The following is a 25,340-nucleotide window of genomic DNA, read 5'->3' as shown; positions in this document are numbered from 1 at the left end:
CCGGGTATCTATGCGAAAAACGCCGTGAATACAACGCCATGAATGCAACAGGCGGCAGATGAACGCCGGGCCTGCGCCTCATCGGAGGCACGGGCTTCCGCCGCCGCCTCCTCCAGCCATATGGGGTGGCGGCCGGTAAATTGCTGACCTTTTGAAACATTTTCGCCTGCGCCGAAGTTATTCAGTCCGACTGTGGCCCAATTCACCTTGTGGCGGCGCCCCCGGAACAGGTAAATTGTCCTCAACTCTGAAATTCGCGAGGGCACGATGGTTTTGAAAATGATGCGCACCAACGTCATGGCGGCCGCACTGGCGACGCTGGCGGTGGCCGCTGTTGTGGGGATTGGCACCAGCGAGGCGAACGCCGCGCCGAAGAAGAAGCAGACCGTGGTGGCTTCCCGCGATGGCCGTGGCGTGAACTATTCCTACCGGGCCGGCCCGCGCACCCGCGTTTTCATCAGCCGCCGTTCCTGGCTCGATGGCGGCACCGAGGTGCTGCCGGGCGACCGCAAGTTCACCGATTACGCGCTGGCGCCCGGCTATCATTACGGCCGCACCATCGACCGGCTGAACATGGGCCGCAATCCGCTGTCCGACAATTACGATCTCGGCGGCTATCCGACCGCGTTCCCGCTGTATTGATCGCAGCCTAACTCTCGAATCAAAATGCCCGGCTCGCGCCGGGCATTTTTATTTCCTGCAACGCGTCCGGCGATCAGCCGTGCAGCGCCTGCACTTCCTTCAGCACCGCCTCGCCCATCTGCGAGGTGGAGACGCCCTTGGTGCCAGCGGACGCGATGTCACCGGTGCGAATGCCCTTGTCGAGCACGTTGGCGATCGCCTTGTCGATGGTGTCGGCGAGCTTGCCCATGTCGAACGAATAGCGCAGCGCCATGCCGAACGAAGCCAGCATCGCCAGCGGATTGGCGAGGCCCTTGCCGGCGATGTCAGGCGCGGAGCCATGCACCGGCTCGTACAGCGCCTTGCGTTTGCCGGTCTTGGCATCGACCGCGCCGAGCGAAGCCGACGGCAACATGCCGAGCGAGCCGGTCAGCATCGCGGCGATATCGGACAGCACGTCGCCGAACAGGTTGTCGGTAACGATGACATCAAACTGCTTGGGGTTGCGCACGAGCTGCATGCCGCCGGAATCGGCGAGCTGGTGCTCGAGCTTCACGTCCTTGTACTTCTCGGCGTGCACGCGGGTCACAACCTCGTTCCAGAGCAGGCCGCTCTTCATGACGTTGCGCTTTTCCATCGACGTCACCTTGTTGCTACGCTTGCGCGCGAGGTCGAAGGCGACAGCGGCGATGCGCTCGATCTCGTAGGTCTCGTAGACCTGCGTGTCGACCGCGCGCTTCTGACCGTTACCGAGATCGGTGATTTCCTTCGGCTCGCCGAAATAGACGCCGCCGGTGAGTTCGCGCACGATCATGATGTCGAGGCCTTCGACGATCTCGCGCTTGAGGCTCGAGGAATCGGCGAGCGCCGGATAGCAGATCGCCGGGCGCAGGTTGGCGAACAGTTCGAGATCCTTGCGCAGACGCAGAAGACCCGCTTCGGGACGCACATCGAACGGCACAGGGTCCCATTTCGGACCACCGACCGCGCCGAGCAAAATGGCGTCCGCCGCCTTCGCCTTCGCCACCGTGGCGTCGGTGATCGCGACCTTGTCCGCGTCATAAGCGCAACCGCCGACGAGACCGGTTTCGGTCTCGAAGCTGGCGATGCCCTGCGCGTTCAGCCAGTCGATCAGGCGCTTCACCTCTCCCATCACCTCGGGGCCAATGCCGTCGCCGGGGAGAAGCAATAATTTGTGCGGTGCCATAGTAGAATTGTCCTGTCGCTGGTTGCCGGGTATGGGAAGTCGCGGCCTTGCTAGATTCCCCCTGCGCCTTTTGCAAGCTGCATCGGCCAAACACCGGCATTTGCAGGGCTCTCTGAGCGGTTTGCATGACCACGCGCTCCCCGACGATTGCCGATCATCGCCCCGCTCTGGCCGTTCTGACGCTGGCGATCGGACCGGCCATCGGCCTCGGGATTTGCCGTTTCGCCTACTCTCTGGTGTTGCCAGATATGCGTGACACGCTGGTCTGGTCCTACGCCACGGCTGGCGCGATGAACACGGTCAATGCCGCGGGCTATCTCGCCGGCGCGCTGCTGGCGGCGCCGGTGGCAAAACGCATCGGCCTGCTGAAAGCGATCCATCTCGGCATCGCGATGTGCCTTGTTTCGCTCGCGATCAGTTCGGCCTCCGGCGCGCCGGTGCCGTTCGGGTTTGCGCGGATTCTGTCAGGCATCGGCGGGGCGTTCGCGCTGATCTGCGGCGGCGCACTCGCCGCCTCCATCGCGCAGATGCACCCCATGCGCGCAGCCCTCCTGATCGGACTGTTCTACAACGGCCCGGCGATGGGTCTGATCATTTCAGGATCGATCTCGCCGTTCCTGCTGCAAGGTTTCGGGCGCGGCTCGTGGTGGATCGTGTGGATCGTTCTCACCGCGATCTCGGCGGTGATGGCGGTGCCGCTGCTGCGTATCCGCGTGCATTCGGTCAGCGTCGGCACGACCAGGCAGGATTCATCGGTCATGCCGATCCTGCCCTACCTCGCGGGCTATTTCCTCTACGGCGCAGGCTACATCGCCTATCTCACCTTCATGATCGCCTACATCCGCGATGATGGCGGGGGTGCCGCGGCGCAGAGCGCGTTCTGGTGCCTGATCGGATTGGGCGGCATCAGCGCGCCATGGATCTGGCGCGGCCTGATGGCGCGCGGACAAAGCGGCTTCGCCATGGCGCTGATGATCGGGATCACCGCGATCGGCGCGGGGCTCCCGCTCGCAGGCTCCTCGCCGTGGATTTTCGCCGCGTCGGCGCTGATTTTCGGCAACGGCTTTCTCGCCACCACGATCGCGACCACCGCCTTCACGCGATTCAATTATCCCGAACAGGCCTGGCCGCGCGTGATCGCGATCATCACCATCATCTTCAGCGTCGGGCAGATCCTCGGGCCTCTCGTCACCGGCGTGATCACCGATCTCACCGGGACGCTGTCGTCCGCGCTCGCCGTCTCCGCGGCGGCGCTGGCGCTGGGCGCACTGGTCAGTCTCTTTCAACGCGCGCTGCCCTTCAGTCGCGGCGCATGACGGCCCTCAGCTTCCGCTGAACGAATTGTAGCCCTGGTCTTCCCAATAGCCGCCCTTGTAGTCGTTTGTGACTTCCATCGAGACGACATATTTCGGATTCTTGAACCCGAGCTTGGTCGGCACCCTGATCTTCATCGGAAAGCCATAAGCGCGCGGCAATATCTTGTCGTCGAACTTGAAGGCCATGATGGTCTGCGGATGCAGCGCGGTTTCCATGTCGAGCGGTGAGTTATAGCCGTCCATGTCCGCGCACTGAAACCAGCAATATTTCGCGCGCGTGTCGGCGCCGACCAGTTTCAGGAAATGTCGCAGCGGCGTGCCGGTCCAGCTTCCGATCGCGCTCCAGCCCTCGACGCAGACATGGCGCGTGATCTGCTTTTCCTGCGGCAGTTGATAGAGTTCTTCGAGCGTCCACGGCTTCTTGTTCTCGACAAGGCCACGCACCTCGAGCTTCCAGTCCTTGGCGTCGATATTCGGCGCGTCGTCGAGACCGTAATAGGCATTGAAGGGAAACGGCCGCGTGATCGCGCTTTCAGCGAATGTCGGCGCCAGCGTGTTGGGGTTGAAGATTGCCGCCTGTACGGCGTCATTGAATTTGGAGATTTTCGCCAGCAGCGTTTCCGCCGAGGCGCTGTCGCTGACATCACAACCTGTCAAAAGCGTCAACGCGCCGAGGCTCGCACCACCCGTGATGAAACGGCGGCGCGTGAGGTCGGGCATCTGCCGGACAGCATCCTTGATGAGAAGCTGCCTGTCCACGCCGGGAATAAGTTTCGTCCGCTTGAATTTCAGCATCGCACGTCTCCCTCAGCGGCCGACGATCATGGCGCGCAGGCTCTTCGGCACCATGATCGCGAGCGCGATGTGGACCACGAGAAAGCCGACGATCAGCGCCATGCAGACGAAGTGCACGTAGCGGGCGACATCGTAGCCGCCGAACAATGCGGTGAGATATTGAAACTGCACTGGCTTCCAGATCGACAGGCCGGACAGCACGATCAGGATTCCGACGACGATGATGCCGCCATACAGAAGTTTCTGCACCTGATTGTAGGTGGACAGATCGTCATGCGAGAGTTTGCCCGCGAGCGCCGCTTTGGTGTCGGCGAACACACCACGCGCACTGAGTGGCAGAAGCTTGTTGCGGAAGCGGCCGGTCGCAAGGCCCAGCACCAGATAGACCAGCCCGTTCACCATCAAGAGCCACATCGCCGCGAAGTGCCACAGCAATGCTCCGCCCAGCCAGCCGCCCAGCGTGATCGAGCGCGAGAACGAAAACGGAAACAATGGCGAGGCGTTGTAGATCTGCCAGCCTGACATGATCATCATGACCATCGCGATGGCGTTGACCCAATGCACGATCCGCACCCATGCGGGTTGCAGAAGCTTGCGGGAGCCGGATTCGGCACCGCCGCCCGCGGATTTTATGCCTGACAGGCTGTCGCTCGGATTTACCGTGGTGCCGGACATCTGCATCCCTCGTTTTTGAGCCTCGATCCCTCAACGTAGACGGCGGCGCGATTGTTACACGGCAGAGCCGGGCGATTGTTTCATTTTACGCCCGCACTACGTGGGAGGAACGGCCACTCAATCCGCAATTCCGGTTACACGGCCTCTGGCCGGGCCGGATAACCGCCCATGGTCTGCATTGCATTGTGCAGCGCGGCTTTGGTAAAGCCGAACTCTCCTTTGTTTTTCCGGATCTTCGCCTATGACCTCATCCGCCAACGCCAATCTCTACGCCCGCCTGTTTGACGGATTGAAGGACCCTCTCAAAACCGCGATCGAAACCGAGGGCCGCGAAGTTTCCTATCGCGAGCTGGAGGAATTCACGGCGCGAACGGCCAATTATCTCGCCGCCCAGGGCGTCAAGCCCGGCGACCGCGTCGCGGTCCAGGTCGAAAAGTCACTCGCCGCCGTCGTTCTCTATCTTGCAACGATCCGTGCGGGCGCGGTGTTCCTGCCGCTCAACACCGCCTACACGCTCAACGAGCTTGAATATTTCTTTGGCGACGCCGAGCCGTCTTTGATCGTCTGCGATCCTTCTAAGGCCGACGACATTCGCAAGGTCGCGCAAAAGATCAATGCCAAGGTCGACACGCTCGATGCCAATGGGCATGGCTCGCTCAAGGACGGCGCGGTGAACTCCTCTCCGGACTTCAAGACCGTCGCGCGCATGGGCAGCGATCTCGCCGCGATCCTCTACACTTCCGGCACCACCGGCCGTTCGAAGGGCGCGATGCTGTCGCACGACAATCTGGCGTCGAATGCGCTGACGCTGGTGAAATACTGGCACTTCACCGACAAAGACGTGCTGATCCACGCGCTGCCGATCTATCACACCCACGGCCTGTTCGTGGCGATCAACACCTGCCTGTTCGCGCGCGCGACGATGATCTTCCTCAAGAAGCTCGACACCGACCGCATCATCGACCTGATGCCGCGCGCGACCGTGCTGATGGGCGTGCCGACTTTCTACGTGCGGCTGCTGCATAATCCGCGCCTGACGAAAGAAGCCGCCTCGCATATGCGGCTGTTCATTTCCGGCTCCGCGCCACTTCTCGCCGAGACCCATCGCGAATGGTCGGCGCGCACCGGCCACGCCGTGCTGGAGCGCTACGGCATGACCGAAACCAACATGAACACCTCGAACCCGTATGATGGCGATCGCGTGCCGGGCGCGGTCGGATTCCCGCTGCCGGGCGTCACCATGCGCGTCACCGATCCCGAAACCGGCCGCGAGCTGCCGCGCGACGAGATCGGCATGCTGGAGGTCAAGGGCCCGAACGTGTTCCAGGGCTACTGGCGGATGCCGGAGAAAACCAAGGCTGAATTCCGCGACGGCTTCTTTATCACCGGCGACCTCGGCAAGATCGACCCGCGCGGTTATGTCCACATCATCGGGCGCGGCAAGGATCTCGTGATCTCGGGCGGCTTCAACGTCTACCCGAAGGAAATCGAGAGCGAGATCGACGCCATTCCCGGCGTGATCGAGAGCGCGGTGATCGGCGTGCCGCACGCGGACTTCGGCGAAGGCGTCACCGCCGTGGTGGTGCCCGACAAGAAGACGCCGCTGGATGAGGCCGCCGTGCTGCGCGCGCTCGATGGAAGACTCGCGAAATTCAAATTGCCCAAGCGCGTGCTGTTCATCGATGAGCTGCCGCGCAACACCATGGGCAAGGTGCAGAAGAACATCCTGCGCGACAAATACGGAAAGCTCTACGCCGACGCGAAGTAGGCGGGCGGTTCATCCGCCGTGAGTTCCGCAGATGAGGCATGCCCGGTCTGCGGAACAAGAAGGCCTGCGTCTCGAGAGGCGCTACTCGCCACCGCCAAGGGAAAAGCCGAGCCATGCGGCAAGCGGGCCGGCAATGCAGATCAAACAAATCTCCAACGGCAGGTAAGTCCGCGAGATCGGCATCCTCGTCAGGATGAGGCACAGCAACAATCCGACGATGGAGAAGCCAAAGATGCCCATGAACGGGGCCTTTTTGAAGTCCGGGTCGGGCCTGCGGGCCGGCGGGTTGGTCGGGATTTCAGGAAGCGGCATCAACAACCTACTGCGTTAATTTGTCGCAGGTTAGCCACAAACGGGGCTGCGAGCAAATCGCGTCCCCGCCAGAGCTGCGGGGAGGATGAAGGAGTGAACCCGAGATCATTTTCATATTGTGCGTATTTGTACTGGTATACAAAATACACAACTAATCGGCACAACTAAAAACTGAATCAATATTCTCAATTATCATAGTTTCGCATTGCGCTCATTCCTTCCTGTCCGTAAATAGAAAATCTCTAACCCTCGGGCGCGCAGAAATCCCTTCGCCGAAATTCTCGAAAAGTCACCGATGGCCGCACAGACAGGACGTCCGCTCTCACCCTTCATGACCTATCGGTGGACGTTGACGATGATCATGTCGATCATCCACCGCATCACCGGGCTCGCACTTTATGCCGGCACGCTGTTGCTGGCCTGGTGGCTGATCGCCACCGCATCCGGCCCTGCCGCCTATGCCTGCCTGCAGAGTTTCACGGCGAGCTGGATCGGTCGTCTGATCGAAATCGGCTTCACCTGGTCACTCTTGCATCACGCCTTCAGCGGGTTGCGCTACCTTGTCTGGGACACCGGTCACGGTTTCGGCGTCGAGGCCCGCGAACGGCTGACGCAGGCGGCCCTCATAGCTGGCGTTGTCGCCACTGCCGCACTGTGGATCGGCTTTTATCTGATCGGAGCCGGCCGATGAGCGCACGCGACACCGGCAAAACCGTTTCCATGCGCACCCCGCTCGCGCGTGTGCGCCGCCTCGGCGCCGCCCATGCCGGCACCTCCGATTTCTTTCGCCAGCGCGTCACGGCCATTGCGATGGCGCTGTTAATCATCCCGGTCGCGATCATCGTCCTGATGCTGACCGGACGCGATCAGGCCGCCGCCGCGCAGCTTCTCGGATCGCCCATCGTTGCCATCCTGCTGGCGCTCTTCATCGTCGCGGGCTGCCTGCACATGAAAATCGGCGTGCAGGTCGTGATCGAGGACTATGTGCACAGCGAAGCGCTCAAGCTTCTCGCCATCATCGCCAACAATTTCTTTTCGTTCGCCGTCGGGCTTGCGTCGAGCTTCGCGATCCTCAAGCTCTCGTTCGGGAGTTAAATCATGACAGCAACCGGCAAGACGGCCGCGGCCGCGGGCCCGGCCTATCCGATCGAGGATCACACCTACGACGTGGTGGTGGTGGGCGCAGGCGGCGCGGGATTACGCGCCGTGGTTGGCTGTTCCGAAGCCGGCCTTCGCACTGCCTGCATCACCAAGGTGTTTCCGACGCGCTCGCACACCGTCGCGGCGCAGGGCGGCATCTCCGCCTCGCTCGGCAACATGCATCCCGACGACTGGCGCTGGCACATGTACGACACCGTGAAGGGGTCGGACTGGCTCGGCGATCAGGACTCCATCGAATACATGGTGCGCAACGCACCCGCCGCCGTCTATGAACTCGAACATTGGGGCGTCCCGTTCTCGCGCACCGAAGACGGCAAGATCTTCCAGCGCCCGTTCGGCGGCATGACCCGCGACTACGGCAAGGGCCAGGCGCAGCGCACCTGCGCCGCCGCTGACCGCACTGGCCACGCCATGCTGCACACGATGTACGGCCAGGCGGTGCGCCATTCGGCGGAATTCTTCATCGAGTTCTTCGCCATCGACCTCATCATGGACGATCAGGGCGTCTGCCGCGGCGTGGTCGCGCTCAAGCTGGACGACGGTACGCTGCATCGCTTCCGCGCCCAGACCACGATTCTCGCCACCGGCGGCTATGGCCGCGCCTATCAGTCCTGCACCTCGGCCCACACCTGCACCGGCGACGGCGGCGGCATGGCGTTGCGCGCAGGCTTGCCGCTGCAGGACATGGAATTCGTGCAATTCCATCCGACCGGCATCTTCCCGGCTGGCTGCCTGATTACCGAAGGCGCGCGCGGCGAAGGCGGCTATCTCGTCAACGCCGAAGGCGAGCGCTTCATGGAGCGCTATGCGCCATCCGCGAAGGACCTCGCCTCACGCGACGTCGTCTCGCGCGCGATGACGATCGAAATTCGCGAGGGACGCGGCGTTGGCAAGAAGAAGGACCACATCTTCCTTCATCTCGACCATCTCGATCCCGCAGTGCTGCATCAGCGCCTGCCGGGCATTTCCGAATCCGCGAAGATTTTCGCCGGCGTCGATGTCACCCGCGAGCCGATTCCGGTGCTGCCGACCGTGCACTACAACATGGGCGGCATCCCGACCAACTTCCACGGCGAGGTGGTGGTGAAGAAGCATGGCGACGACGATGCGGTGGTGCAGGGCCTGATGGCAGTCGGTGAAGCCGCCTGCGTGTCGGTGCACGGCGCCAACCGTCTCGGCTCGAACTCGCTGATCGACCTCGTGGTGTTTGGCCGCGCCGCGGCGCTGCGCTGCGCCGAGAAGCTGACGCCGGACGGCAAGCAGCCCGAACTGCCCGCCGATTCCGCCGACAAGGCGATCGCCCGGCTCGACCATTTCCGCAACGCCTCCGGCGGCACGCCGACCGCGAAGCTGCGCGATTCGATGCAGCGCGTGATGCAGAACAACTGCGCCGTGTTCCGCACCGGCGAGGTGCTCGCCGAGGGCAAGGATCTGATCCACAAGGTCCATGGCGGCCTCGCCGACATCGGCGTGACCGACCGCTCGCTGATCTGGAACACCGATCTGATCGAGACGCTCGAACTCGACAATCTCATCGTGCAGGCGGTGGTGACGATGGATTCCGCCGTCAACCGCACCGAGAGCCGCGGCGCGCATGCGCGCGAGGACTACTCAGAGCGCGACGACAAGAACTGGATGAAGCACACGCTGGCGTGGATCGACCCCAAGGCCAACACCACGATCGATTATCGCCCAGTGCACAGCTACACGATGACCAACGACATTCAGTACATTCCGCCGAAGGCGCGCGTGTATTGAGCAATTGCCGGGCGTTTACGACCGTCCGAGACGGTCTATGCCCGGGACTGACAAGGACAAAGGCTTTACGTCATGGTTGAATTCGCGCTGCCGAAAAACTCCACCGTCACGGACGGCAAGACCTGGCCGAAGCCGGAGGCCGCGGGCGAGACGCGCGAATATCACATCTATCGCTGGTCGCCGGACGACGGCCAGAACCCGCGAATGGATACCTATTACGTCAACACCGCCGATTGCGGCCCGATGATTCTCGACGGCCTGATCTGGATCAAGAACCACGTCGATCCGACGCTGACGTTCCGCCGCTCCTGCCGCGAAGGCGTCTGCGGCTCCTGCGCGATGAACATCGACGGGCAGAACACGCTGGCCTGCACCCGCGCGATGAACGAAGTCGACAGCGGCCCGATCACCATCCGCCCGCTGCCGCACCAGCCGGTCGTCAAGGATCTGGTGCCGGACCTCACCAACTTCTACGCGCAGTATGCGTCGATCGAGCCGTGGCTGCACACCACCACCGCGACACCGCAGAAGGAATGGCGGCAATCGATTCAGGAGCGCAGCAAGCTCGACGGACTCTACGAGTGTATCCTCTGCGCCTGCTGCTCGACCTCCTGCCCGAGCTACTGGTGGAACAGCGACCGCTATCTCGGCCCCGCCGCGCTGCTGCAGGCCGACCGCTGGGTCAACGACAGCCGCGATGAAGCCACCGGCGCGCGGCTCGACAATCTGGAAGACCCGTTCCGACTCTATCGCTGCCACACCATCATGAACTGCACCAAGGCCTGCCCGAAGGGCCTCAATCCGGCGAAGGCCATTGCCGACCTCAAGGCCAAGATGGTCGAACGGCAGGTGTAAATCGGCACAACTATCGTCTCCAATTAAAAAGGCCTGCCGCTAAACGCGGCGGGCCTTTTCATTTCAGGACCGGTTGCGGCTCACATCAGAACTTGTCGACGTCGATCACCGCCTGCGCGAACGCCTGCGGCGCTTCCTGCGGCAGGTTGTGGCCGATGCCGCCAGTGATCAGCCGATGCTGATACTTGCCGGTGAATTTCTTCGCATAGGATTCCGGCGCGGGATGCGGTGCGCCGTTGGCGTCGCCTTCCATCGTGATCGTCGGCACACTGACGGTCGGGAGTTGCGCGAGGCGATCCTCGATGGCGTCGTACTTCGATTCGCCTTCGGCCAGACCAAGCCGCCAGCGATAATTGTGGATCGAGATCGCGACATGATCGGGAGTGTCGAGCGACTTTGCGCTGCGCGCGAAGGTCGCGTCATCGAATTTCCATTGCGGCGAAGCCAACTGCCAGATCAGTTTTGCAAATTCATGGGTGTACTGCGAGTAGCCGAGTTGGCCACGCTCGGTCGCGAAATAGAACTGATACCACCACGCCAGTTCGGCTTTCGGCGGCAGCGGCTTTGCGTTCGCCGCACGGCTGCCGATCAGGTACCCCGACACGGCGACCAGCGCCTTGACGCGCTCGGGCCAGAGGGCGGCGAGAATGCCCGCCGTGCGTCCACCCCAATCGTAACCCGCGACCAGCGCCTTCTCGATCTTGAGCGCGTCCATCAGTGCGATCGCATCCACCGCGAGCGCGGCCGGCTGGCCGTTGCGCATCGTGTCGCTTGAGAGGAATTGCGTCGTGCCGTAACCGCGCGCATGCGGAACGATGACGCGGTAACCCTTCGCGGTCAGCAAGGGCGCCACCTCGATGAAGCTGTGAATGTCGTAGGGCCAGCCGTGCAACAGAAGCACCACGGGGCCGTTCGCAGGACCGGCTTCGTAATAGCCGATGTCGAGAACGCCGGCCTTGATCTGCCGGATCGGAGCGAGAGTGGCTGCATTGTTCGGGGAAGCAATGGCGCGCGAGGCGGATGCGCTCTGCGCACGGGCGGGCTGGAGCAATCCAAATCCCTCTGCGGTCAACGCGGCGGCGCCGGTCGAGGCGATCTGGAGGAAGTTGCGTCGGTTCGCATTGATGAGATCGGACATGGCTGCTTTCCGGAATTTCAGTGTGAGGGAAGCTCGCGGCCTGCTCCGCGCCAGTGATGCGGCGCGGAGCAGCCTTCAACGATTCAGAGCACGGTCAGCTCAACATTGATGTTGCCGCGTGACAGTTTCGAGTACGGGCATATCTGGTGCGCGGCACTCACCACCGCTTCGGCGACCTCGCGATCGAGGCCCGGCAGGCTGACACTGAGGCGGGCCTGAAGCTGGAAACCGTCGCCCACCGTTCCGAGATCGACCTCGGCATCGACCGCCGTATCCGCAGGAAGCTTGACCTTCTGCGCGCTGGCGGCGCGGCCCATCGCGCCGATGAAGCAGGCCGACCAGCCCGCAGCGAACAACTGCTCCGGATTGGTACCCTGGCCGTTCGAGCCGGGAGGCGACAGCTTCACCTCCAGGCGGCCGTCGGAGGAACGGGCAGCCCCGTCGCGGCCTCCCGTGGCGTGGGTCTTGGCGGTGTAGAGCACTTTTTCGATCTGGCTGGCGGTCTGAGAGGAAGTCATGGCGAGGTCCTTTGCGGTCGTTTTTTAATCATTACCGATCTAATCGGATGCGATCTAAATAAACCAACCAACCGAGGTGTCAAGCCTTCCGATTTAATCGGAACCGATATATATACTGCCCGAGAGATCACATCCGGGTGAGGAGCCCGCCGCCATGACCGCAAAGACCGCCCCCGCTACAACTCCTGCCGCGCCGACACCACGGCTCGAGGATTTCATGTGCTTCGCGGTCTATTCGGCCAATCTCGCGTTCGGGCGGGCCTACAAACCGATTCTGGAAAAGCTCGGCCTTACCTACACGCAGTACATCGCCATCGTCGCGCTGTGGGAGCAGGACAACCAGACCGTGGGCGGGCTCGGCGAAAAACTGTTTCTCGAATCCAACACGCTGACGCCGATCCTCAAAAAGCTCGAGGAGCTGAGCTATCTGCAGCGCAAGCGCGATCCCGCCGACGAGCGCCAGGTCATCGTGCATCTCACCGAGGCGGGCCGCCGCCTGCGGGAGAAAGGTCTGTGCATGAACCTCGTCAAGGAGACCGGCCTGTCGCCCGAGGACTTCCGGCACCTGCAAAAGGGAATCGTCGCGCTCCGCAACAACCTCGCCAGGGCGGCGAAGAACCAGCGGGCGTGAGACACCCCGCTACTTGAACACGGGCAAGACGAAAATCACGATGTTGGCGAGCAGCGCCAGACCATAAACGATCGAGCGCGCGGTCGATTGGTTGATGACGTACAGAATGCCGTGCACCACGCGCAGCGCCACGTACATCACCGCGAGCATGTTAACGGTCGAGATCGCCGCCCCTTGCGTCACCGCGATGATGACGGCCGCCGCGAAGAACGGAAGATTCTCGTAGGCATTGTAGTGGGCGGCATAAGCGCGCCGATGTTTCGGCGGCAGATCGCCGGTCGATTCGCGCGGACAGTGATTATCGACAGTGCCGCCCGCCTTCGCATATCCCGCCCAGAACAGCGGCAGCAGCGCGGCAACCAGAACGCACCAATAGGCCAGCGGCATCGTTGTCTCCCCCTTGAGAGCCGCATTTCGTCGGCGCAGAGGCGCAAAGTCAACTGCATCGCCGGCAGCACGCACGGAACATGCGGCAAAGGCGTTCGTTGCTTTCATCCGACACGAAGGAAACCGAATGGCGCCGACACCGCAAACACCGCAGGGCGATCCCCCGGAAGTGCCACCCGCAACACCGGGCACGCCGACAGAGCCGCCGCGCGAGATGCCCCCCGCCAATCCTCAGCCGGACATCCCCCCGCCGGTGCACGAACCGGATTCGCCGCAGACCCCTCAGGAATTGCCCGGCGACACCCCGAGCGAAGAGCCGCTGCGTGGACCGCCTTCACCGTTGCCGCCAGAACCGCTGCACGACTGACGCAAGCGAAACGGCGCGATGTATCGCATTCGGTTCAGGAGCAATTCATCCCGATGAACAGCCCTTCATTTCCGCGCGCGATATTTCGCAATATCATCGCGCGGCATGACAATAATTCATTTCACCGCGCGTCTCGCCACATTGCCGCCTCACCATTATCGATCCATCGTGCATGACGTCTCGTGACGTCGATGAACCTTGCTGACGGACAACCATCAAAGGGTGGATATGAACAAGCTGAGATTGATACTGCTCGCGACCTCCGCATTTTCCATGTCGCAATTCGCTCATGCCGAACCATCGCCATCATTTCTGATGGCGCAGGCCGCTCCCGATCAGCAGAAGGCTCCGGAAGGCAAGACGCCACCGAAGGCCCCGCCGCATGTCGCGCCACGGCCGGCGCCTCCTGCGCCGCCGAAAGCCGCACCGCCACCTCCGCCCAGGGCTGTGCCGCCTCAGGCTCCGAAGGCCGCACCTCCGCATCCGCCAGCGGCACCGCAGGCACCTGCGGCCCGTCCCGCGACGCCTCCACCCGCTCCCCATGCCGCGCCGCCGCCGCAAGCGCATCCGCCCGGCGCACCCGCGCGGCCAACTCCGCCCGCGGCTGCGCCTCAACCGCCGCATCGGGGTGAGGCTCCACGCCCGCAACAACCACCTGCTCCACAACAGGCGCCTGCGCCACGCGGCGAAGCCCCGCGCGCGCCGAACGCCCCGCCGGTCGCGCCCAGCGTTCGCGATGTAACTCCGCAGCGTGCACCGGCGACACCCACTCCGGCCCCGAACGCCGCGCCAACTCCGGCAGCACCTCCGAACGCGCGTCCCAATGCGATTCAGACGCCGCCCGGCGGACATCCATTGCCGAACGGCACCCCGCCCGCGCCGAATGCTGCGCCCAACGCAGCACCCGCACCCGGCGCCAATGGACAACGCAGCGAACGGCGTGGCCCACCGCCCGGCCTTCCGGCAGGGACACCGGCGGCTCCGGCAAAAGCTCCGATCGCGGCACCGCTGCCGGCTGCACCGGCTGCGGCCACGACTCCACTGCCGGCGCGAGATGCGACGACGCAGCGCGGACGGATCGAAGACTTCCGCAGCAAGCGCCAGGAGCGCACCGAAGGCGGCCGCACGATCATCACCGAACCGGGCCGCGTGATCGTGCGCGATCCGAACGGGCAATCCTTCGTGCGGCATAACGATGTCGATCGCTTCCGCTACGGCGCGCGTGATGTGCGTGTCGACCGGCAGGGCAACGACACCCGCACTGTCGTCGTGCGGCCTGACGGCTCGCAGATCATCACCATCAATGATGAGCGTGGTAGCCTGCTGCGCCGCAGCCGCCGCGGACCGGACGGACGCGAGGTTGTCATCATCGACAACCGGCGTCACGGCGGCCCCGGTTTCGGGGCTGGCCTCGCGGCTGGCATGGTGGCAGGCGCTATCGGCGGCTACTTCGTCTCGCTGCCGCCGCCCGTGCTGCACATTCCGCAGGATCGCTACATCGTCGAAGCCGACGGCGCGCCGCCGGACCTGATCTACGACACGCTGACCGCACCGCCAGTGGAGCGCATCGAGCGGCCCTACTCGCTCGATGAAATCCGCTACAGCCCATCGGTGCGCCAGCGCATGCCGTCGATCGATCTCGACACCATCAATTTCGAGACCGGATCGTGGGACATCTCGCCGGATCAGGCCGCAAAACTGCAGGTCATCGCCGACGGCATGAACCGCGCCATCCAGCACAACCCGCAGACGGTGTTCCTGATCGAGGGCCACACCGACGCGGTCGGCAATGACGTCGACAACCTGTCGCTGTCGGATCGCCGCGCGGAATCCGCCGCGGAGTTGCTCACGCAGCAGTTCGGCGTGCCTGCGGAGAATCTCACCTCGCAGGGTTACGGCGAGCAGTACCTGAAGGTCCCGTCCGACGGGCCCGAACGCCGTAATCGCCGCGTCACGGTGCGCAACATCACGCCGCTGCTCAACGGCGGCGAGGCCAACGCGGCCCCGCGCTGAGGCGAGGCATCATCGACATGACAACGGCCGGGACATTCTCCCGGCCGTTTTTGCATCTGGCCTCATCCGGCGGATCGGGCGCATGATGCGGCCGACAGGAGCTTGCGATGAACGATATTGCCGGACCGATCCACCACGCCGCCGCCAAGGGCTACACCTCCAAAGCCGAGATGTACGCGCAAAGCCGCCCCGATTATCCGCCCGAGATTGTGGGCTGGCTACAGCAGCACCTCGGCATCGAGGCCGGTAAGACCGCCGTGGATATCGGCGCAGGCACCGGCAAGTTCACCCGCTATCTCGTTGAGACCGGTGCGCACGTCATTGCTGTGGAGCCGGTGAAGCAGATGCGCGAACAGCTTGCCAAGCGGTTGCCCGGGATCGAAGTCCTCGAAGGCATCGCCACCGCAATTCCGCTGCCCGACAATTCAGTCGATGCGCTGACCTGCGCGCAATCGTTTCACTGGTTCGCCACCAAGGCGACGCTCGCCGAATTCCATCGCGTGCTGAAACCACGGGGCAAACTCGCGCTCGTCTGGAACAGGCGCGACGAGTCCGTGCCGTGGGTCGCCCAGTTGAGGGACATCCTCGCGCCCTATCAGGGAGATACGCCACGCTTCACCGCGAAGACCCTGAACTCGGTGTTTCCATGTGACGGATTCGGACCGCTGCATGCAAACCGCTTTCCTCATCCGGGCCATACCGGCGCGCCGGAGGATGTGATCGTCAACCGCTTCCGCTCGACGAGTTTCATCGCAGCACTGCCTCCCGACGAGGAAGCCAAGGTTGCGGCAGCCATTCGTGCCCTGATCGCGTCAACACCTGAGCTTGCAGGCAAGGACAGCGTGACCGTTCCCTACGACACGGTCGTCTACTGGGCGGACAAGACGGGCTAGCGCGGCAACGCTCACTTACGAGTCATTCCCGCCTTCGCGGGACGACACCGAGGATTTCTTTTCAGTTTTTGTCGCTGCCGAGCTTGGGGATGTGGGAGCCCTGCCCGGCCGAGAGCAAGCCTGTCTTGGTATAGAGATCCAGCTTGCCGCGCGTATCGGAGATATCGAGGTTGCGCATGGTCAGCTGACCGATGCGGTCGCCCGGCGTGAACGGCGCGTCCTCGACCTTCTCCATGCTGAGCCGCTCCGGCGCATAGGTCAGGTTGGGGCTCTCGGTGTTCAAGATCGAGTAGTCGTTGCCGCGACGCAACTCGAGCGTCACCTCGCCGGTGATCGCGCGCGCCACCCAGCGCTGCGCGGTCTCGCGCAGCATCAACGCCTGCGAGTCGAACCAGCGTCCCTGATAGAGCAAGCGGCCAAGCCGCATGCCGCTGATCCGGTATTGCTCGATGGTGTCTTCGTTGTGAATGCCGGTGACGAGGCGCTCATAGGCAATGTGCAAGAGCGCCATGCCGGGCGCTTCATAGATGCCGCGGCTCTTCGCCTCGATGATCCGGTTCTCGATCTGGTCGCTCATGCCGAGGCCATGGCGCCCGCCGATGGCATTGGCCTCGAGGAACAGAGCGACGGGATCGGCGAAGGTCTTGCCGTTCAGCGCAACGGGCTGGCCTTCCACAAAGCGCACCGAAACCTTTTCAGCCTTCACGTCGCAGTCGTCACGCCAGAACGGCACGCCCATGATCGGGTTGACGATCTTGATGCCGCTGTCGAGGTGTTCGAGATCCTTGGCCTCATGCGTCGCGCCGAGGAGATTGCTGTCGGTCGAATACGCCTTCTCGGCGCTCATCTTGTAGGCGAAACCATGCGCGGTCATGAACGCGGACATTTCCGCGCGACCACCCAGTTCGTCGATGAACTGCTGATCGAGCCAGGGTTTGTAGATGCGCAGATTCGGATTGGTCAGCAGGCCATAGCGGTAGAACCGCTCGATGTCGTTGCCCTTGTAGGTCGAGCCGTCGCCCCAGATGTTGACGCCGTCCTCCTTCATGGCGGAGACCAGCATCGTACCGGTCACGGCGCGGCCAAGCGGCGTGGTGTTGAAATAGGCGATGCCGCCGGTCGAGACATGGAAGGCACCCGACTGAATGGCGGCGATGCCTTCGTGAACCAGTTGCGTGCGGCAATCCACGAGGCGAGCCTTCTCGGCGCCGAACTCCATCGCCTTGCGCGGAATCGCATCGTAATCAGCCTCGTCGGGCTGGCCAAGATTGGCGGTGTAGGCGAACACGCGCGCGCCCTTCTGCTTCATCCAGAGCAGCGCCGCGCTGGTATCGAGCCCGCCCGAGAACGCGATGCCGACATTTTCTCCCTTGGGGAGGTTTTTCAGAATCGTGCTCATGGGACTTCCTTCGGGCCGTTTCGTTGAGTGGCTGAGGCGCTGGACCGCGCTCGGATTAGACCGGCTTTCTATAGAAAGATTGGGAGGCCCCGAAAAGGCTCATTTTCGTCGTCCCGGCCAGCGTGGTCGCCTAGCCGCAGCCAGCGAGTGGCCCAAGCGCCCCCTTCGGCTGATCCAGCAGAAACAGCGAGAAGCTCCGCCGCGAGGTCGGCCCCCGCACCATCGTCACCGGCCCGAGAGAGGTGACGCTGCCGAACTGCGCAGTGAGCCGGGCCGGCAGCGGACATTCCGTGACGAACAGGATCGGCGCCGGCGACGTCGCCTTCAACGGCCGGGAAATATCGAACTCATGACTCGGCACGATCGACGGCGGCCATGCGAAAACCGGCAGCCCGCTGTCGCGCGTGTAATAGATCAGCGACGAGACGAGATCACGCGTGTCGGCCGCGATGCCATGTGCGCCATGAGCCTTGGCGGTGACGGCAACATCGTCACCAAGACGATGCCACCCCATGGTGCGGGCGTAAACGTCACCGTTGCGGATGCCGGGAATCGTGACGCGGTCGGCGATATGATCGCCGGTCAGCAGCACGGCCTGCACCACGAGCCCAATGACGACACTTGCCATCAGCCAGCGGCGGCGCTCCTCCGCCACCAGAATGGCGGTTGCCAGAATGGTCATGGCGATGGCCGATGGCGCGGCCCAGTTGGCATTGGCATGGGTGAGAAAAGCCACCACCGCGATGATCGCAACCGGCGGCAGCGAAAACGCCATCAGCATCCGCATGTCGGCATCACGCATATAATGGCGCGGACGCACCAGCAGCGCGAGGAATACGCCGAAGGTGATGAAGCCCATGACGACGAACTGGCTGGCGACAAACTCGGCAACCTGCGGAAGACTGAATACCAGACCGTGACCACGGGCATTGTCGCCGGTGTGCTTGAAGGTGACGAAGCCGTTCGCCGCATTCCACATCAGGTTGGGTGACAGCACCACGACGGCGATCGCCAGCGCGGCCCAGAGCTGCGGCGTGCGCCACAGCCGTCGGGAGTCTTCGTCCATCATCGCGGCCAGCACGGCGCAGGCGACAAAATAGATCATCGCGTATTTCGCCAGCATGCCGAAACCGATCGCGAGGCCGAGCACGACAGCCCAGCTCCAGCGCGGCGCGCGGCGCAATTCGACGAAGGCCAGAAGCGCCAGCGCCCAGCAGAACAGCAGCGGCACGTCGGTGGAGATGATCCGCGTCGAAAACACGACGCCGGGCGCAAGCAGGTAGATCAGTCCCGACCAGAAGGCGGCGCGGGCGCTGAACAGCCTTTGTGCGGTCGCATAAACCAGAAATGCCGTGGCGCCGTGCAGCAGCGGCGCCGGCGCGCGGATGCAGGCTTCCGATGCTCCGCACACCGCCTGCGACGCGCCGATGATCCACGCAAGCAGCGGCGGCTTGGAGAAATAACCGAAGTCCGGGGCCTGCGCCCACGCCCAGTATTGCGACTCGTCGAAGAACAGATCCACGACAGAAAAGTGCAGGCCGATGAGGCGGACAATGGTCAGCACCACGACGAAAGCCGCGAACAGTTCAACCCACCTGCCGCGAACCTCCGTTTGAGCAGCAACGCTCATGCGCTGGTCTTTCGGGAAGAACGGTCCCGAAGCCGCCTGAACAGCGCGCTGACGGCATTGAAGCCCGGCAGAAACCAGCGCGTGAGGCGGGCGTCGATCTCCTCATCGCTCTGCTGCGTGCGCCAGCGATAGTAGAAGCCGTGCATCACCCACACGATCAGGAATGCCATCACCCCGCCGAAGATCACGTCGGTGAAATAATGGCCGCCGAAGGACATGCGCAGAACGCCAGTCACAAGACCGAAGATCGTGGCGGCGACATAAGCGAGCGGCCGCCATTGCGGCGGCGCCAGCGCGGCAGGCGCGTAGGTCCAGAACGCTGTCGTCGCTTCGCCCGAATAGAACGAGCAGTTGCGCGGGCATTGGCCGCGCGGATCCCACCACGCCTTGAATTGCCATGGCCCACCGAACTCGGCCGTCGCCACCGGGCGAGGACGCCCCCAATAGGTCTTGAATCCGGCGTTCGAGATGATCCCTGCGGTGAGAATGATAGAGAGCGACAGAAACAGGGTGACACGCGGAGAAATCAACATCCGGCGGCGCGGCCACACGATCTTCAGCGCCAGCGAAACCAGCGCAGGCAGCGCAAACGCCCAAGTCACCCACATCGCCGCGTCGCGCACAATGCCGGCCACATGCGAAGCCTGCATCGGGAAACGCCGGGTCACGGGATCATAGAACAGCGACGCGATCTTCAGATCGAGTTGGGGAAATATGCCGAATACGGCGCCCACAACGGCACCGACGGCGAGAGCAATCAGAAGGCCCGTCCTGTTCATCGCGCCTGACTATCAGACCGCGTTGAAGGGGGGAAGGATGGCGATGGGCGCTCCCGCCATGCTCCGGCATTGCGGCCCGCGATCAGCCAGTAGACCACGCCGCCAAGAATGCCCGCGCCCACCATCACTTCGGCGTGACGCCGTACGATGCCCTCGAACGTCATCGTCACGGTGTCGAACGGGATGAAGGCGAGGTAGCAGCCAAGCCCCGCGAGCGCGCCGAAGATCGCATAAGCGAGGATATGGCGGATCGAGAACGCCTCGGTGACGAGCACCGCGATCAGCGCGGGCAGCAATGCAAAGCCGCTGATCAGCATGAAGCCGATCCCGAAAATCACGTTCACCGTGCCGCTGTCGATATCGAGCGTCTGCAAATCCATTTCGGGAAACAGCAGCGCATACACCACCACCGCTCCCGCGACGAAGCAGGCCGCAAGGAAACCAAAGAAGGTCGCGAACAGCCGTCCGATCAGGGCCATGGAGGGTTAGTCCGTCATCGCCATGGCACGCAGCGCGTCGCGCTCGCGCACCGACAATTTCTCCGTCTCCGATTTCAACTGCCCGCAGGCCGCGAGAATATCGCGCCCGCGCGGCGTGCGCACCGGCGAGGAATAGCCGGCGTTGAAGACGTATTCGGAAAATTTCTCGATCTGCTCCCAGTCCGAGCATTCGTACTTGCTGCCGGGCCATGGATTGAACGGAATGAGATTGATCTTGGCCGGGATGCCCTTGAGCAGCTTCACCAGCAGTTTCGCATCGTCGAGCGAATCGTTGACGCCCTTCAGCATCACATATTCGAACGTGATGCGGCGCGAGTTCGACGCACCGGGATAGTTGCGGCAGGCATCGAGCAATTGCGCCAGCGGATATTTCTTGTTCAGCGGCACCAGCTCGTTGCGCAGTTCATCGCGCACCGCATGCAGCGAGATCGCCAGCATCACGCCGGTCTCCTCGCCCATCCGCCCGATGTTCGGCACCACGCCGGACGTGGAGAGCGTGATGCGGCGGCGCGACAGCGCAATGCCTTCATTGTCCATCACGATGTTGAGCGCGTCGCGCACCGCATCGAAATTGTACAAAGGTTCGCCCATGCCCATCATCACCACGTTGGTGACGAGGCGGTTGCCGTTCGGCGTCTCGCGATCAACCCAGTCGTTCAGGCGGTCGCGCGCCACCATCACCTGACCGACGATTTCTCCGGCGGTGAGGTTGCGCACCAGCCGCTGCGTGCCGGTGTGGCAGAACGAGCAGTTCAGCGTGCAGCCGACCTGCGAGGACACGCACAACGTGCCGCGGTCGGTTTCAGGAATGTAGACGCACTCGACTTCATGGGCGCGGCCGACGCCGTCGCCCGGCAGGCGCAGCAGCCACTTGCGGGTGCCATCATTGGAAATCTGTTCGGCGACGACTTCCGGCCGGTCCACCGTGAAGCGTGCTTCGAGTTGCGTGCGCATGTCCTTCGACACGTTGGTCATGTCGGCGAAGGTCTGCGCGCCGCGCACATACATCCAGTGCCAGAGCTGCTGCGCGCGCATCTTGCGCTGCTTCTCGGGCACGCCGAGTTCGCCCAGACACGCCATCAGCTCCGCCCGCGACAGGCCGATCAGCGAGGGCCTGTCGGGCGCGACATAGACTTCAAGCGCGGTCTTTTCCAAAGGCGCGTCGGTGCGCGCGAGGGCGGGCGTCGTCGGGTTCATGGCGCTTCAAATAGGCTTTTCACGCAGCCGAGGAAAGCCGCAGCCGGGGCGATTCAGGCTCCAGGCTTAAAGATTCTTAGCCGGAGACATCAAAAATCCGCGCCCTCCGGACGGAGGAGGCCCCGGGAACCGGCCTATTTCCGGCATTCCTGCGCGACCTTGTCGAGCGCCTGGGACAGTCCCTTCAGCGAGAACACGTCAGTGGTCTCGGTGCCCCTGGAGGAGGTCGCTTTCACCGTCGCGTCCGCGCCCTTGCGCATCGCGTCGATCAGCCGGTCTTCCTCGGCGGCATTCTTGATCCACAGGCCGTCGCCCTGCGCGTACATCGCGTAATGCGCGTTGCCGATATTGAGCGTGGAATCAGACCCCGGCTTGATCTGGTAGCCGATCATGATCGACACCTCGTTCGTCACCTTCTCGGCGGGGCGGGTTGAGACGAAGGCGTAGCCGGGATCGCGCGGCCGGTTCGGCGGGTTGGTTTTCGAGGACGAGGGTTTCGCCAGGGCGAAGCAGACCTTCTTGCCGTTCGGTGTCGCGACATAAGCGCCCCAGGTCGCATACTGGCCGACCAGCGTCGGTTCTGCGCCACCGGCATGCGCCGCCGCAGGTTTCGCAGTCGATTTCGACTTGCTGGATTTTGCAGCCGGCTTGGCTTTGGACGAATGAGACTTGGACGATTGAGTCTTGGGAGTCTGGGCCTGCACCGAAACAGGCACGGCCATCCATCCAATGAGCGCGACCGCGGTCACAGGTGCCAGCATCCGCAACATCATGAAGAACCTCTTTGATCGGGCTTCGCGAAAGCGCCGCCCGGCCTTGTCGAAAACGGGAATCGGCGAAGATTGCCCGCAGTTTGCACTGATTCCGCCGATCAGCCAAACCGCAGCAATGTGCCGCTTTTGGGGCTGAAAAACTTAAGGCTGTGTATCCTCAACGCCACGCCCCAGCGCGGCGCGCGCGGCTTGCCGGTGTTCGGAGGTGATATGGCCCGAAACCAGCCTGATCGCGGTCGCGAGCACGGCCGCATCGTCGGTAAAACCGAGCACCGGAAGCATGTCCGGCATGAAATCGAACGGCAGCACGAAATAGGCGATGGCCCCTAACAGCGCCACCTGCACATGACGCGGGGTCTCCCGGTCGAACGCACAATAATAGGCCGCCAGCAATTCTTCGGCGAAAGGCAGTTGCGCCGCCACCCGCTTGAGCTTCTTCCAGAAGCTCTCGCGCAACCGCTCGGGATTGCTCACCAGCGCGTTGGTGTCGAACTCGATGCTCTGTTCCGATCGGGCCATGGTGACGTCCGCGGCTCCTTCATCCGCATCCGTTAGATGGGAATGCGCGGCGGGCGCGGCAAGCCGCCAATGCACGGTGCTCCTCACACGCCGAGCCTCATTGCGATCTCGTTCATGGTCTTGGCGAGCGCGACGTCGCGCGCGGTGACACCCCCGGCATCATGGGTGGAAAGGCTGACCTCGACAGTTTTGTAGACATTCCGCCAATCGGGATGGTGGTCGCTTTTCTCCGCAGCCAGCGCCGCGCGGGCCATGAAGCCGAACGCCTCGTTGAAGTCGCGGAACGTAAAGGTGCGGTTCAGCGCCTTGCCGTCCGCGGCCTCGCTCCAGCCGCTTAAACCTGCCAGCGCATCTTTCCGTGCCGCCTCCGAGAGCAAACCGCCCATTCCTACGTCTCCTTGACTGTCCCGCATCCGGTGAACCCGGGGTGGTCCCGGTGGTTCCGTGACTTAACCAACATCCCGGTTCCGGCCGTATTCCGCCTCAATCTCTGGTACGATAATGTCCACGGTCCTCGACGCCTAGCCCCGGGCGGCGACCCCCTGGTGGAGCATGGTAAAGGACAATCTGCTGGCACGGCCGACGTTGCAGCCGCAGGGAGTCTCCTCCTCGCGGACACGCAGGCGCATGCGCGGAGTCCTGATGGCGATCGCCGCCGTGCTCGCGTTCTTCGCGCTTGCGGGCGGCATCACCTATTACGTGCTGCGGCCAATTACATTGCGCATCGCGGTCGGACCCCAGAGCAGCGACGACGTCAAGGTGGTTCAGGCGCTCAGCCAGGCGTTCGCGCGCGACCATGCCCACATCCGCCTGCGGCCGGTCATCACAGAGGGTGCCGCGCAAAGCGCGGCCGATCTCGCGCAAGGCAAAACCGATCTTGCCATCGTGCGCGCCGATGTCGATCTGCCGAAGAACGCTGGCGCTGTCGCGTTCCTGCGCAAGAATTTCGCGGTGATCTGGGTGCCGGGCGGCAGCTCGAAGAAACCGAAGATCACCAGCATCAAGCAGCTCGTCGGCAAGAAGATCGGCGTGATCGGGCGCACCAAGGCCAACATCAATTTACTCAACGTCATTCTCGATCAGTCCGGGGTCTCCCCGGAATCGGTGAACGTCACCCAGTTCGCGACCGCCGGCATTTCCGAGGCCCTGCGTAACAGCAAGCTCGACGCCTACATGGCGGTGGGCCCGCTCAACAGCCGCATCACCGCCGAGGCCATCGCGGCGACATCGCGCGCCGGGGCCGAGCCGCGCTTCCTGTCGCTCGAGACGGCGGATGCGATCGCGCAGAAATTCGCCGCCTACGATTCCGGTGAAATTCCCGCGGGCACCTTCAACGCCGCGCCGCCGCGGCCCGACGACACCGTAAGCACCATCACCGTCGGCCATCACTTCATGGCGCGGCGCTCGCTGCCCGATACCACGATCGCCACATTCGCCCGCCAATTGTTCGGCGCGCGGCAGGCCGTCATCAACGAATTCCCGCAATCGGCCAAGATCGAAACTCCCGACACCGACAAGGATGCCGCCATTCCCGCGCATCCGGGTGCCGCCGCCTTCGTGGACGGCGAGGAAAAGAGCTTCCTCGACAAGTACAGCGACTACATGTGGGGCGGCATCATGCTGCTCTCGGTGATGGGCTCGGTCATCGCCTGGTTCGGCGGCTATCTGCGCAGGGATGAGCGCATCACCAATTCGGGCCTGCGCGAACGGCTCCTTGAAATGCTCACTGCCGCACGGACCAGCAATTCGGTCGAGGAACTCGATGCCATGCAGGCCGAGGCTGACACCATCATGCGGGAAACGCTGCATTGCTTCGAGGACGGGGCCATCGAGGAGGGCTCGCTCACGGCCTTCAGCATCGCGCTGGAACAGTTCCATAATGCGGTCGCGGACCGGAAGATGTTCCTGATCAACCTACCGGAAAAGCCCCGGGGGCCACGTTCCGCACCCCCCATCCAGGTCGCTTAAGCATTTTTCGCATACCCGCCAGTTTTGGCGAATTATTCGTTGTTATTGAGCGATTCCTGACTATATTGCGCCGCAACGCGTGCCCGGTTCGACAGAGCCGGGCACCGCTTTTTCGGGCCGCGATTTGGCCGCCCGATTGAACGCCGCCAAGGCGGCCCCA

The 25,340-nt window shown here is 63.3% G+C and carries 28 protein-coding genes; 12 read left to right on the top strand and 16 right to left on the bottom strand.

Translation table 11 applies throughout. From position 1 onward, the window contains the following. Positions 1-8: 8 nt before the first annotated feature. Positions 9-299, bottom strand: coding sequence for a hypothetical protein (locus AC1RNA_RS04780; protein ID WP_156786853.1), 291 nt, complete (start codon positions 297-299; stop codon positions 9-11). On the opposite strand from AC1RNA_RS04780, the gene AC1RNA_RS04775 reads away from it, so the two are divergent. Continuing rightward, complete coding sequence (locus AC1RNA_RS04775; protein WP_009338439.1) at positions 268-642, top strand: hypothetical protein; 375 nt, start codon at positions 268-270, stop codon at positions 640-642. The genes AC1RNA_RS04780 and AC1RNA_RS04775 overlap by 32 nt on opposite strands. Before the next feature lie 73 nt (positions 643-715). Here AC1RNA_RS04775 and leuB read toward each other — a convergent pair whose 3' ends face one another. Beyond that, a complete protein-coding gene (leuB, locus tag AC1RNA_RS04770) occupies positions 716-1,828 on the bottom strand; it encodes a 3-isopropylmalate dehydrogenase (protein WP_009338440.1) in 1,113 nt (370 codons plus the stop codon). A gap of 125 nt (positions 1,829-1,953) precedes the next feature. Here leuB and AC1RNA_RS04765 point away from each other — a divergent pair, with 125 nt between their 5' ends. Then, positions 1,954-3,144: a YbfB/YjiJ family MFS transporter gene (locus AC1RNA_RS04765; protein ID WP_009338442.1), complete on the top strand. Its 1,191-nt coding sequence runs from the start codon at positions 1,954-1,956 to the stop codon at positions 3,142-3,144. A 6-nt stretch (positions 3,145-3,150) separates the two neighbouring features. On the opposite strand, the gene AC1RNA_RS04760 is transcribed toward AC1RNA_RS04765, so the two are convergent. After that, positions 3,151-3,939, bottom strand: a complete 789-nt coding sequence (locus AC1RNA_RS04760) for a molybdopterin-binding protein (protein ID WP_009338444.1) — start codon at positions 3,937-3,939, stop codon at positions 3,151-3,153. Between the two features lie 12 nt (positions 3,940-3,951). Next, on the bottom strand, positions 3,952-4,614 hold the full coding sequence (locus AC1RNA_RS04755; RefSeq protein WP_009338446.1) for a cytochrome b/b6 domain-containing protein: 663 nt from the start codon (positions 4,612-4,614) through the stop codon (positions 3,952-3,954). 241 nt (positions 4,615-4,855) lie between these two features. Here AC1RNA_RS04755 and AC1RNA_RS04750 point away from each other — a divergent pair, with 241 nt between their 5' ends. Beyond that, positions 4,856-6,382, top strand: a complete 1,527-nt coding sequence (locus AC1RNA_RS04750; protein ID WP_009338448.1) for a malonate--CoA ligase — start codon at positions 4,856-4,858, stop codon at positions 6,380-6,382. 81 nt (positions 6,383-6,463) lie between these two features. On the opposite strand, the gene AC1RNA_RS04745 is transcribed toward AC1RNA_RS04750, so the two are convergent. Then, a complete protein-coding gene (locus AC1RNA_RS04745; RefSeq protein WP_009338450.1) occupies positions 6,464-6,694 on the bottom strand; it encodes a hypothetical protein in 231 nt (76 codons plus the stop codon). A 295-nt stretch (positions 6,695-6,989) separates the two neighbouring features. Between AC1RNA_RS04745 and sdhC the strand changes: the two genes are divergently transcribed. The 4 genes from sdhC (at position 6,990) to AC1RNA_RS04725 (ending at position 10,468) form a co-directional block, all read left to right on the top strand. Further along, complete coding sequence (gene sdhC, locus AC1RNA_RS04740) at positions 6,990-7,385, top strand: succinate dehydrogenase, cytochrome b556 subunit (protein ID WP_040297882.1); 396 nt, start codon at positions 6,990-6,992, stop codon at positions 7,383-7,385. Further along, positions 7,382-7,789, top strand: a complete 408-nt coding sequence (gene sdhD, locus AC1RNA_RS04735; RefSeq protein WP_492950415.1) for a succinate dehydrogenase, hydrophobic membrane anchor protein — start codon at positions 7,382-7,384, stop codon at positions 7,787-7,789. The genes sdhC and sdhD overlap by 4 nt, the downstream gene beginning before the upstream one ends. 3 nt (positions 7,790-7,792) lie before the next feature. After that, entirely contained in the window at positions 7,793-9,613 is a 1,821-nt protein-coding gene (sdhA, locus tag AC1RNA_RS04730; RefSeq protein WP_009338456.1) for a succinate dehydrogenase flavoprotein subunit, read from the top strand. 72 nt (positions 9,614-9,685) lie between these two features. Beyond that, positions 9,686-10,468: a succinate dehydrogenase iron-sulfur subunit gene (locus tag AC1RNA_RS04725; protein ID WP_009338458.1), complete on the top strand. Its 783-nt coding sequence runs from the start codon at positions 9,686-9,688 to the stop codon at positions 10,466-10,468. An 85-nt stretch (positions 10,469-10,553) separates the two neighbouring features. On the opposite strand, the gene AC1RNA_RS04720 is transcribed toward AC1RNA_RS04725, so the two are convergent. Together AC1RNA_RS04720 and AC1RNA_RS04715 are read right to left on the bottom strand one after the other, a co-directional pair. Next, positions 10,554-11,606, bottom strand: a complete 1,053-nt coding sequence (locus AC1RNA_RS04720; RefSeq protein ID WP_492950414.1) for an alpha/beta fold hydrolase — start codon at positions 11,604-11,606, stop codon at positions 10,554-10,556. An 83-nt stretch (positions 11,607-11,689) separates the two neighbouring features. Next, positions 11,690-12,124, bottom strand: a complete 435-nt coding sequence (locus AC1RNA_RS04715) for an organic hydroperoxide resistance protein (protein ID WP_009338461.1) — start codon at positions 12,122-12,124, stop codon at positions 11,690-11,692. 154 nt (positions 12,125-12,278) lie between these two features. On the opposite strand from AC1RNA_RS04715, the gene AC1RNA_RS04710 reads away from it, so the two are divergent. Next, entirely contained in the window at positions 12,279-12,755 is a 477-nt protein-coding gene (locus AC1RNA_RS04710) for a MarR family winged helix-turn-helix transcriptional regulator (RefSeq protein ID WP_492950413.1), read from the top strand. A 9-nt stretch (positions 12,756-12,764) separates the two neighbouring features. Here AC1RNA_RS04710 and AC1RNA_RS04705 read toward each other — a convergent pair whose 3' ends face one another. Beyond that, the gene (locus AC1RNA_RS04705) at positions 12,765-13,142 is read right to left on the bottom strand and encodes an MAPEG family protein (protein WP_048758020.1); all 378 of its coding nucleotides are present in this window, start codon (positions 13,140-13,142) and stop codon (positions 12,765-12,767) included. A 127-nt stretch (positions 13,143-13,269) separates the two neighbouring features. Between AC1RNA_RS04705 and AC1RNA_RS04700 the strand changes: the two genes are divergently transcribed. From AC1RNA_RS04700 to AC1RNA_RS04690, 3 genes are all read left to right on the top strand, one after another. Continuing rightward, positions 13,270-13,509: a hypothetical protein gene (locus AC1RNA_RS04700; RefSeq protein WP_492950412.1), complete on the top strand. Its 240-nt coding sequence runs from the start codon at positions 13,270-13,272 to the stop codon at positions 13,507-13,509. A gap of 228 nt (positions 13,510-13,737) precedes the next feature. Next, complete coding sequence (locus tag AC1RNA_RS04695) at positions 13,738-15,522, top strand: OmpA family protein (protein ID WP_492950411.1); 1,785 nt, start codon at positions 13,738-13,740, stop codon at positions 15,520-15,522. A gap of 107 nt (positions 15,523-15,629) precedes the next feature. Next, the gene (locus AC1RNA_RS04690) at positions 15,630-16,415 is read left to right on the top strand and encodes a class I SAM-dependent methyltransferase (RefSeq protein ID WP_492950410.1); all 786 of its coding nucleotides are present in this window, start codon (positions 15,630-15,632) and stop codon (positions 16,413-16,415) included. Positions 16,416-16,476: 61 nt separating this feature from the next. On the opposite strand, the gene argG is transcribed toward AC1RNA_RS04690, so the two are convergent. The 8 genes from argG to AC1RNA_RS04650 form a co-directional block, all read right to left on the bottom strand. Beyond that, positions 16,477-17,814 (bottom strand): argininosuccinate synthase, encoded by a 1,338-nt coding sequence (argG, locus tag AC1RNA_RS04685; RefSeq protein WP_009338474.1) that lies wholly within the window; start codon positions 17,812-17,814, stop codon positions 16,477-16,479. Positions 17,815-17,944: 130 nt separating this feature from the next. Next, on the bottom strand, positions 17,945-19,444 hold the full coding sequence (locus tag AC1RNA_RS04680) for an ArnT family glycosyltransferase (protein WP_009338476.1): 1,500 nt from the start codon (positions 19,442-19,444) through the stop codon (positions 17,945-17,947). Beyond that, positions 19,441-20,223 carry a phosphatase PAP2 family protein gene (locus tag AC1RNA_RS04675; RefSeq protein ID WP_009338477.1) on the bottom strand — a complete coding sequence of 261 codons (783 nt, stop codon included), beginning with the start codon at positions 20,221-20,223 and terminating at the stop codon, positions 19,441-19,443. Before AC1RNA_RS04675 ends, AC1RNA_RS04680 begins: the two co-directional genes overlap by 4 nt. Continuing rightward, entirely contained in the window at positions 20,220-20,702 is a 483-nt protein-coding gene (locus AC1RNA_RS04670; protein ID WP_009338478.1) for a hypothetical protein, read from the bottom strand. Before AC1RNA_RS04670 ends, AC1RNA_RS04675 begins: the two co-directional genes overlap by 4 nt. A 6-nt stretch (positions 20,703-20,708) precedes the next feature. Then, positions 20,709-21,920 carry a dual-specificity RNA methyltransferase RlmN gene (gene rlmN, locus AC1RNA_RS04665; protein ID WP_009338479.1) on the bottom strand — a complete coding sequence of 404 codons (1,212 nt, stop codon included), beginning with the start codon at positions 21,918-21,920 and terminating at the stop codon, positions 20,709-20,711. Between the two features lie 134 nt (positions 21,921-22,054). Then, positions 22,055-22,693, bottom strand: a complete 639-nt coding sequence (locus tag AC1RNA_RS04660; protein WP_009338480.1) for an invasion associated locus B family protein — start codon at positions 22,691-22,693, stop codon at positions 22,055-22,057. Positions 22,694-22,834: 141 nt separating this feature from the next. Continuing rightward, positions 22,835-23,212: a YkvA family protein gene (locus AC1RNA_RS04655; protein WP_040298127.1), complete on the bottom strand. Its 378-nt coding sequence runs from the start codon at positions 23,210-23,212 to the stop codon at positions 22,835-22,837. A gap of 83 nt (positions 23,213-23,295) precedes the next feature. Beyond that, a complete protein-coding gene (locus AC1RNA_RS04650) occupies positions 23,296-23,598 on the bottom strand; it encodes a 4a-hydroxytetrahydrobiopterin dehydratase (RefSeq protein ID WP_009338482.1) in 303 nt (100 codons plus the stop codon). 256 nt (positions 23,599-23,854) lie between these two features. Here AC1RNA_RS04650 and AC1RNA_RS04645 point away from each other — a divergent pair, with 256 nt between their 5' ends. After that, entirely contained in the window at positions 23,855-25,180 is a 1,326-nt protein-coding gene (locus AC1RNA_RS04645) for a TAXI family TRAP transporter solute-binding subunit (RefSeq protein WP_009338483.1), read from the top strand. The last annotated feature ends 160 nt before the right edge of the window (positions 25,181-25,340 follow it).

This window comes from Afipia sp. GW821-FHT14H12 (genome assembly GCF_058803465.1).
This window is presented reverse-complemented; position numbering and strand designations above follow the sequence as displayed.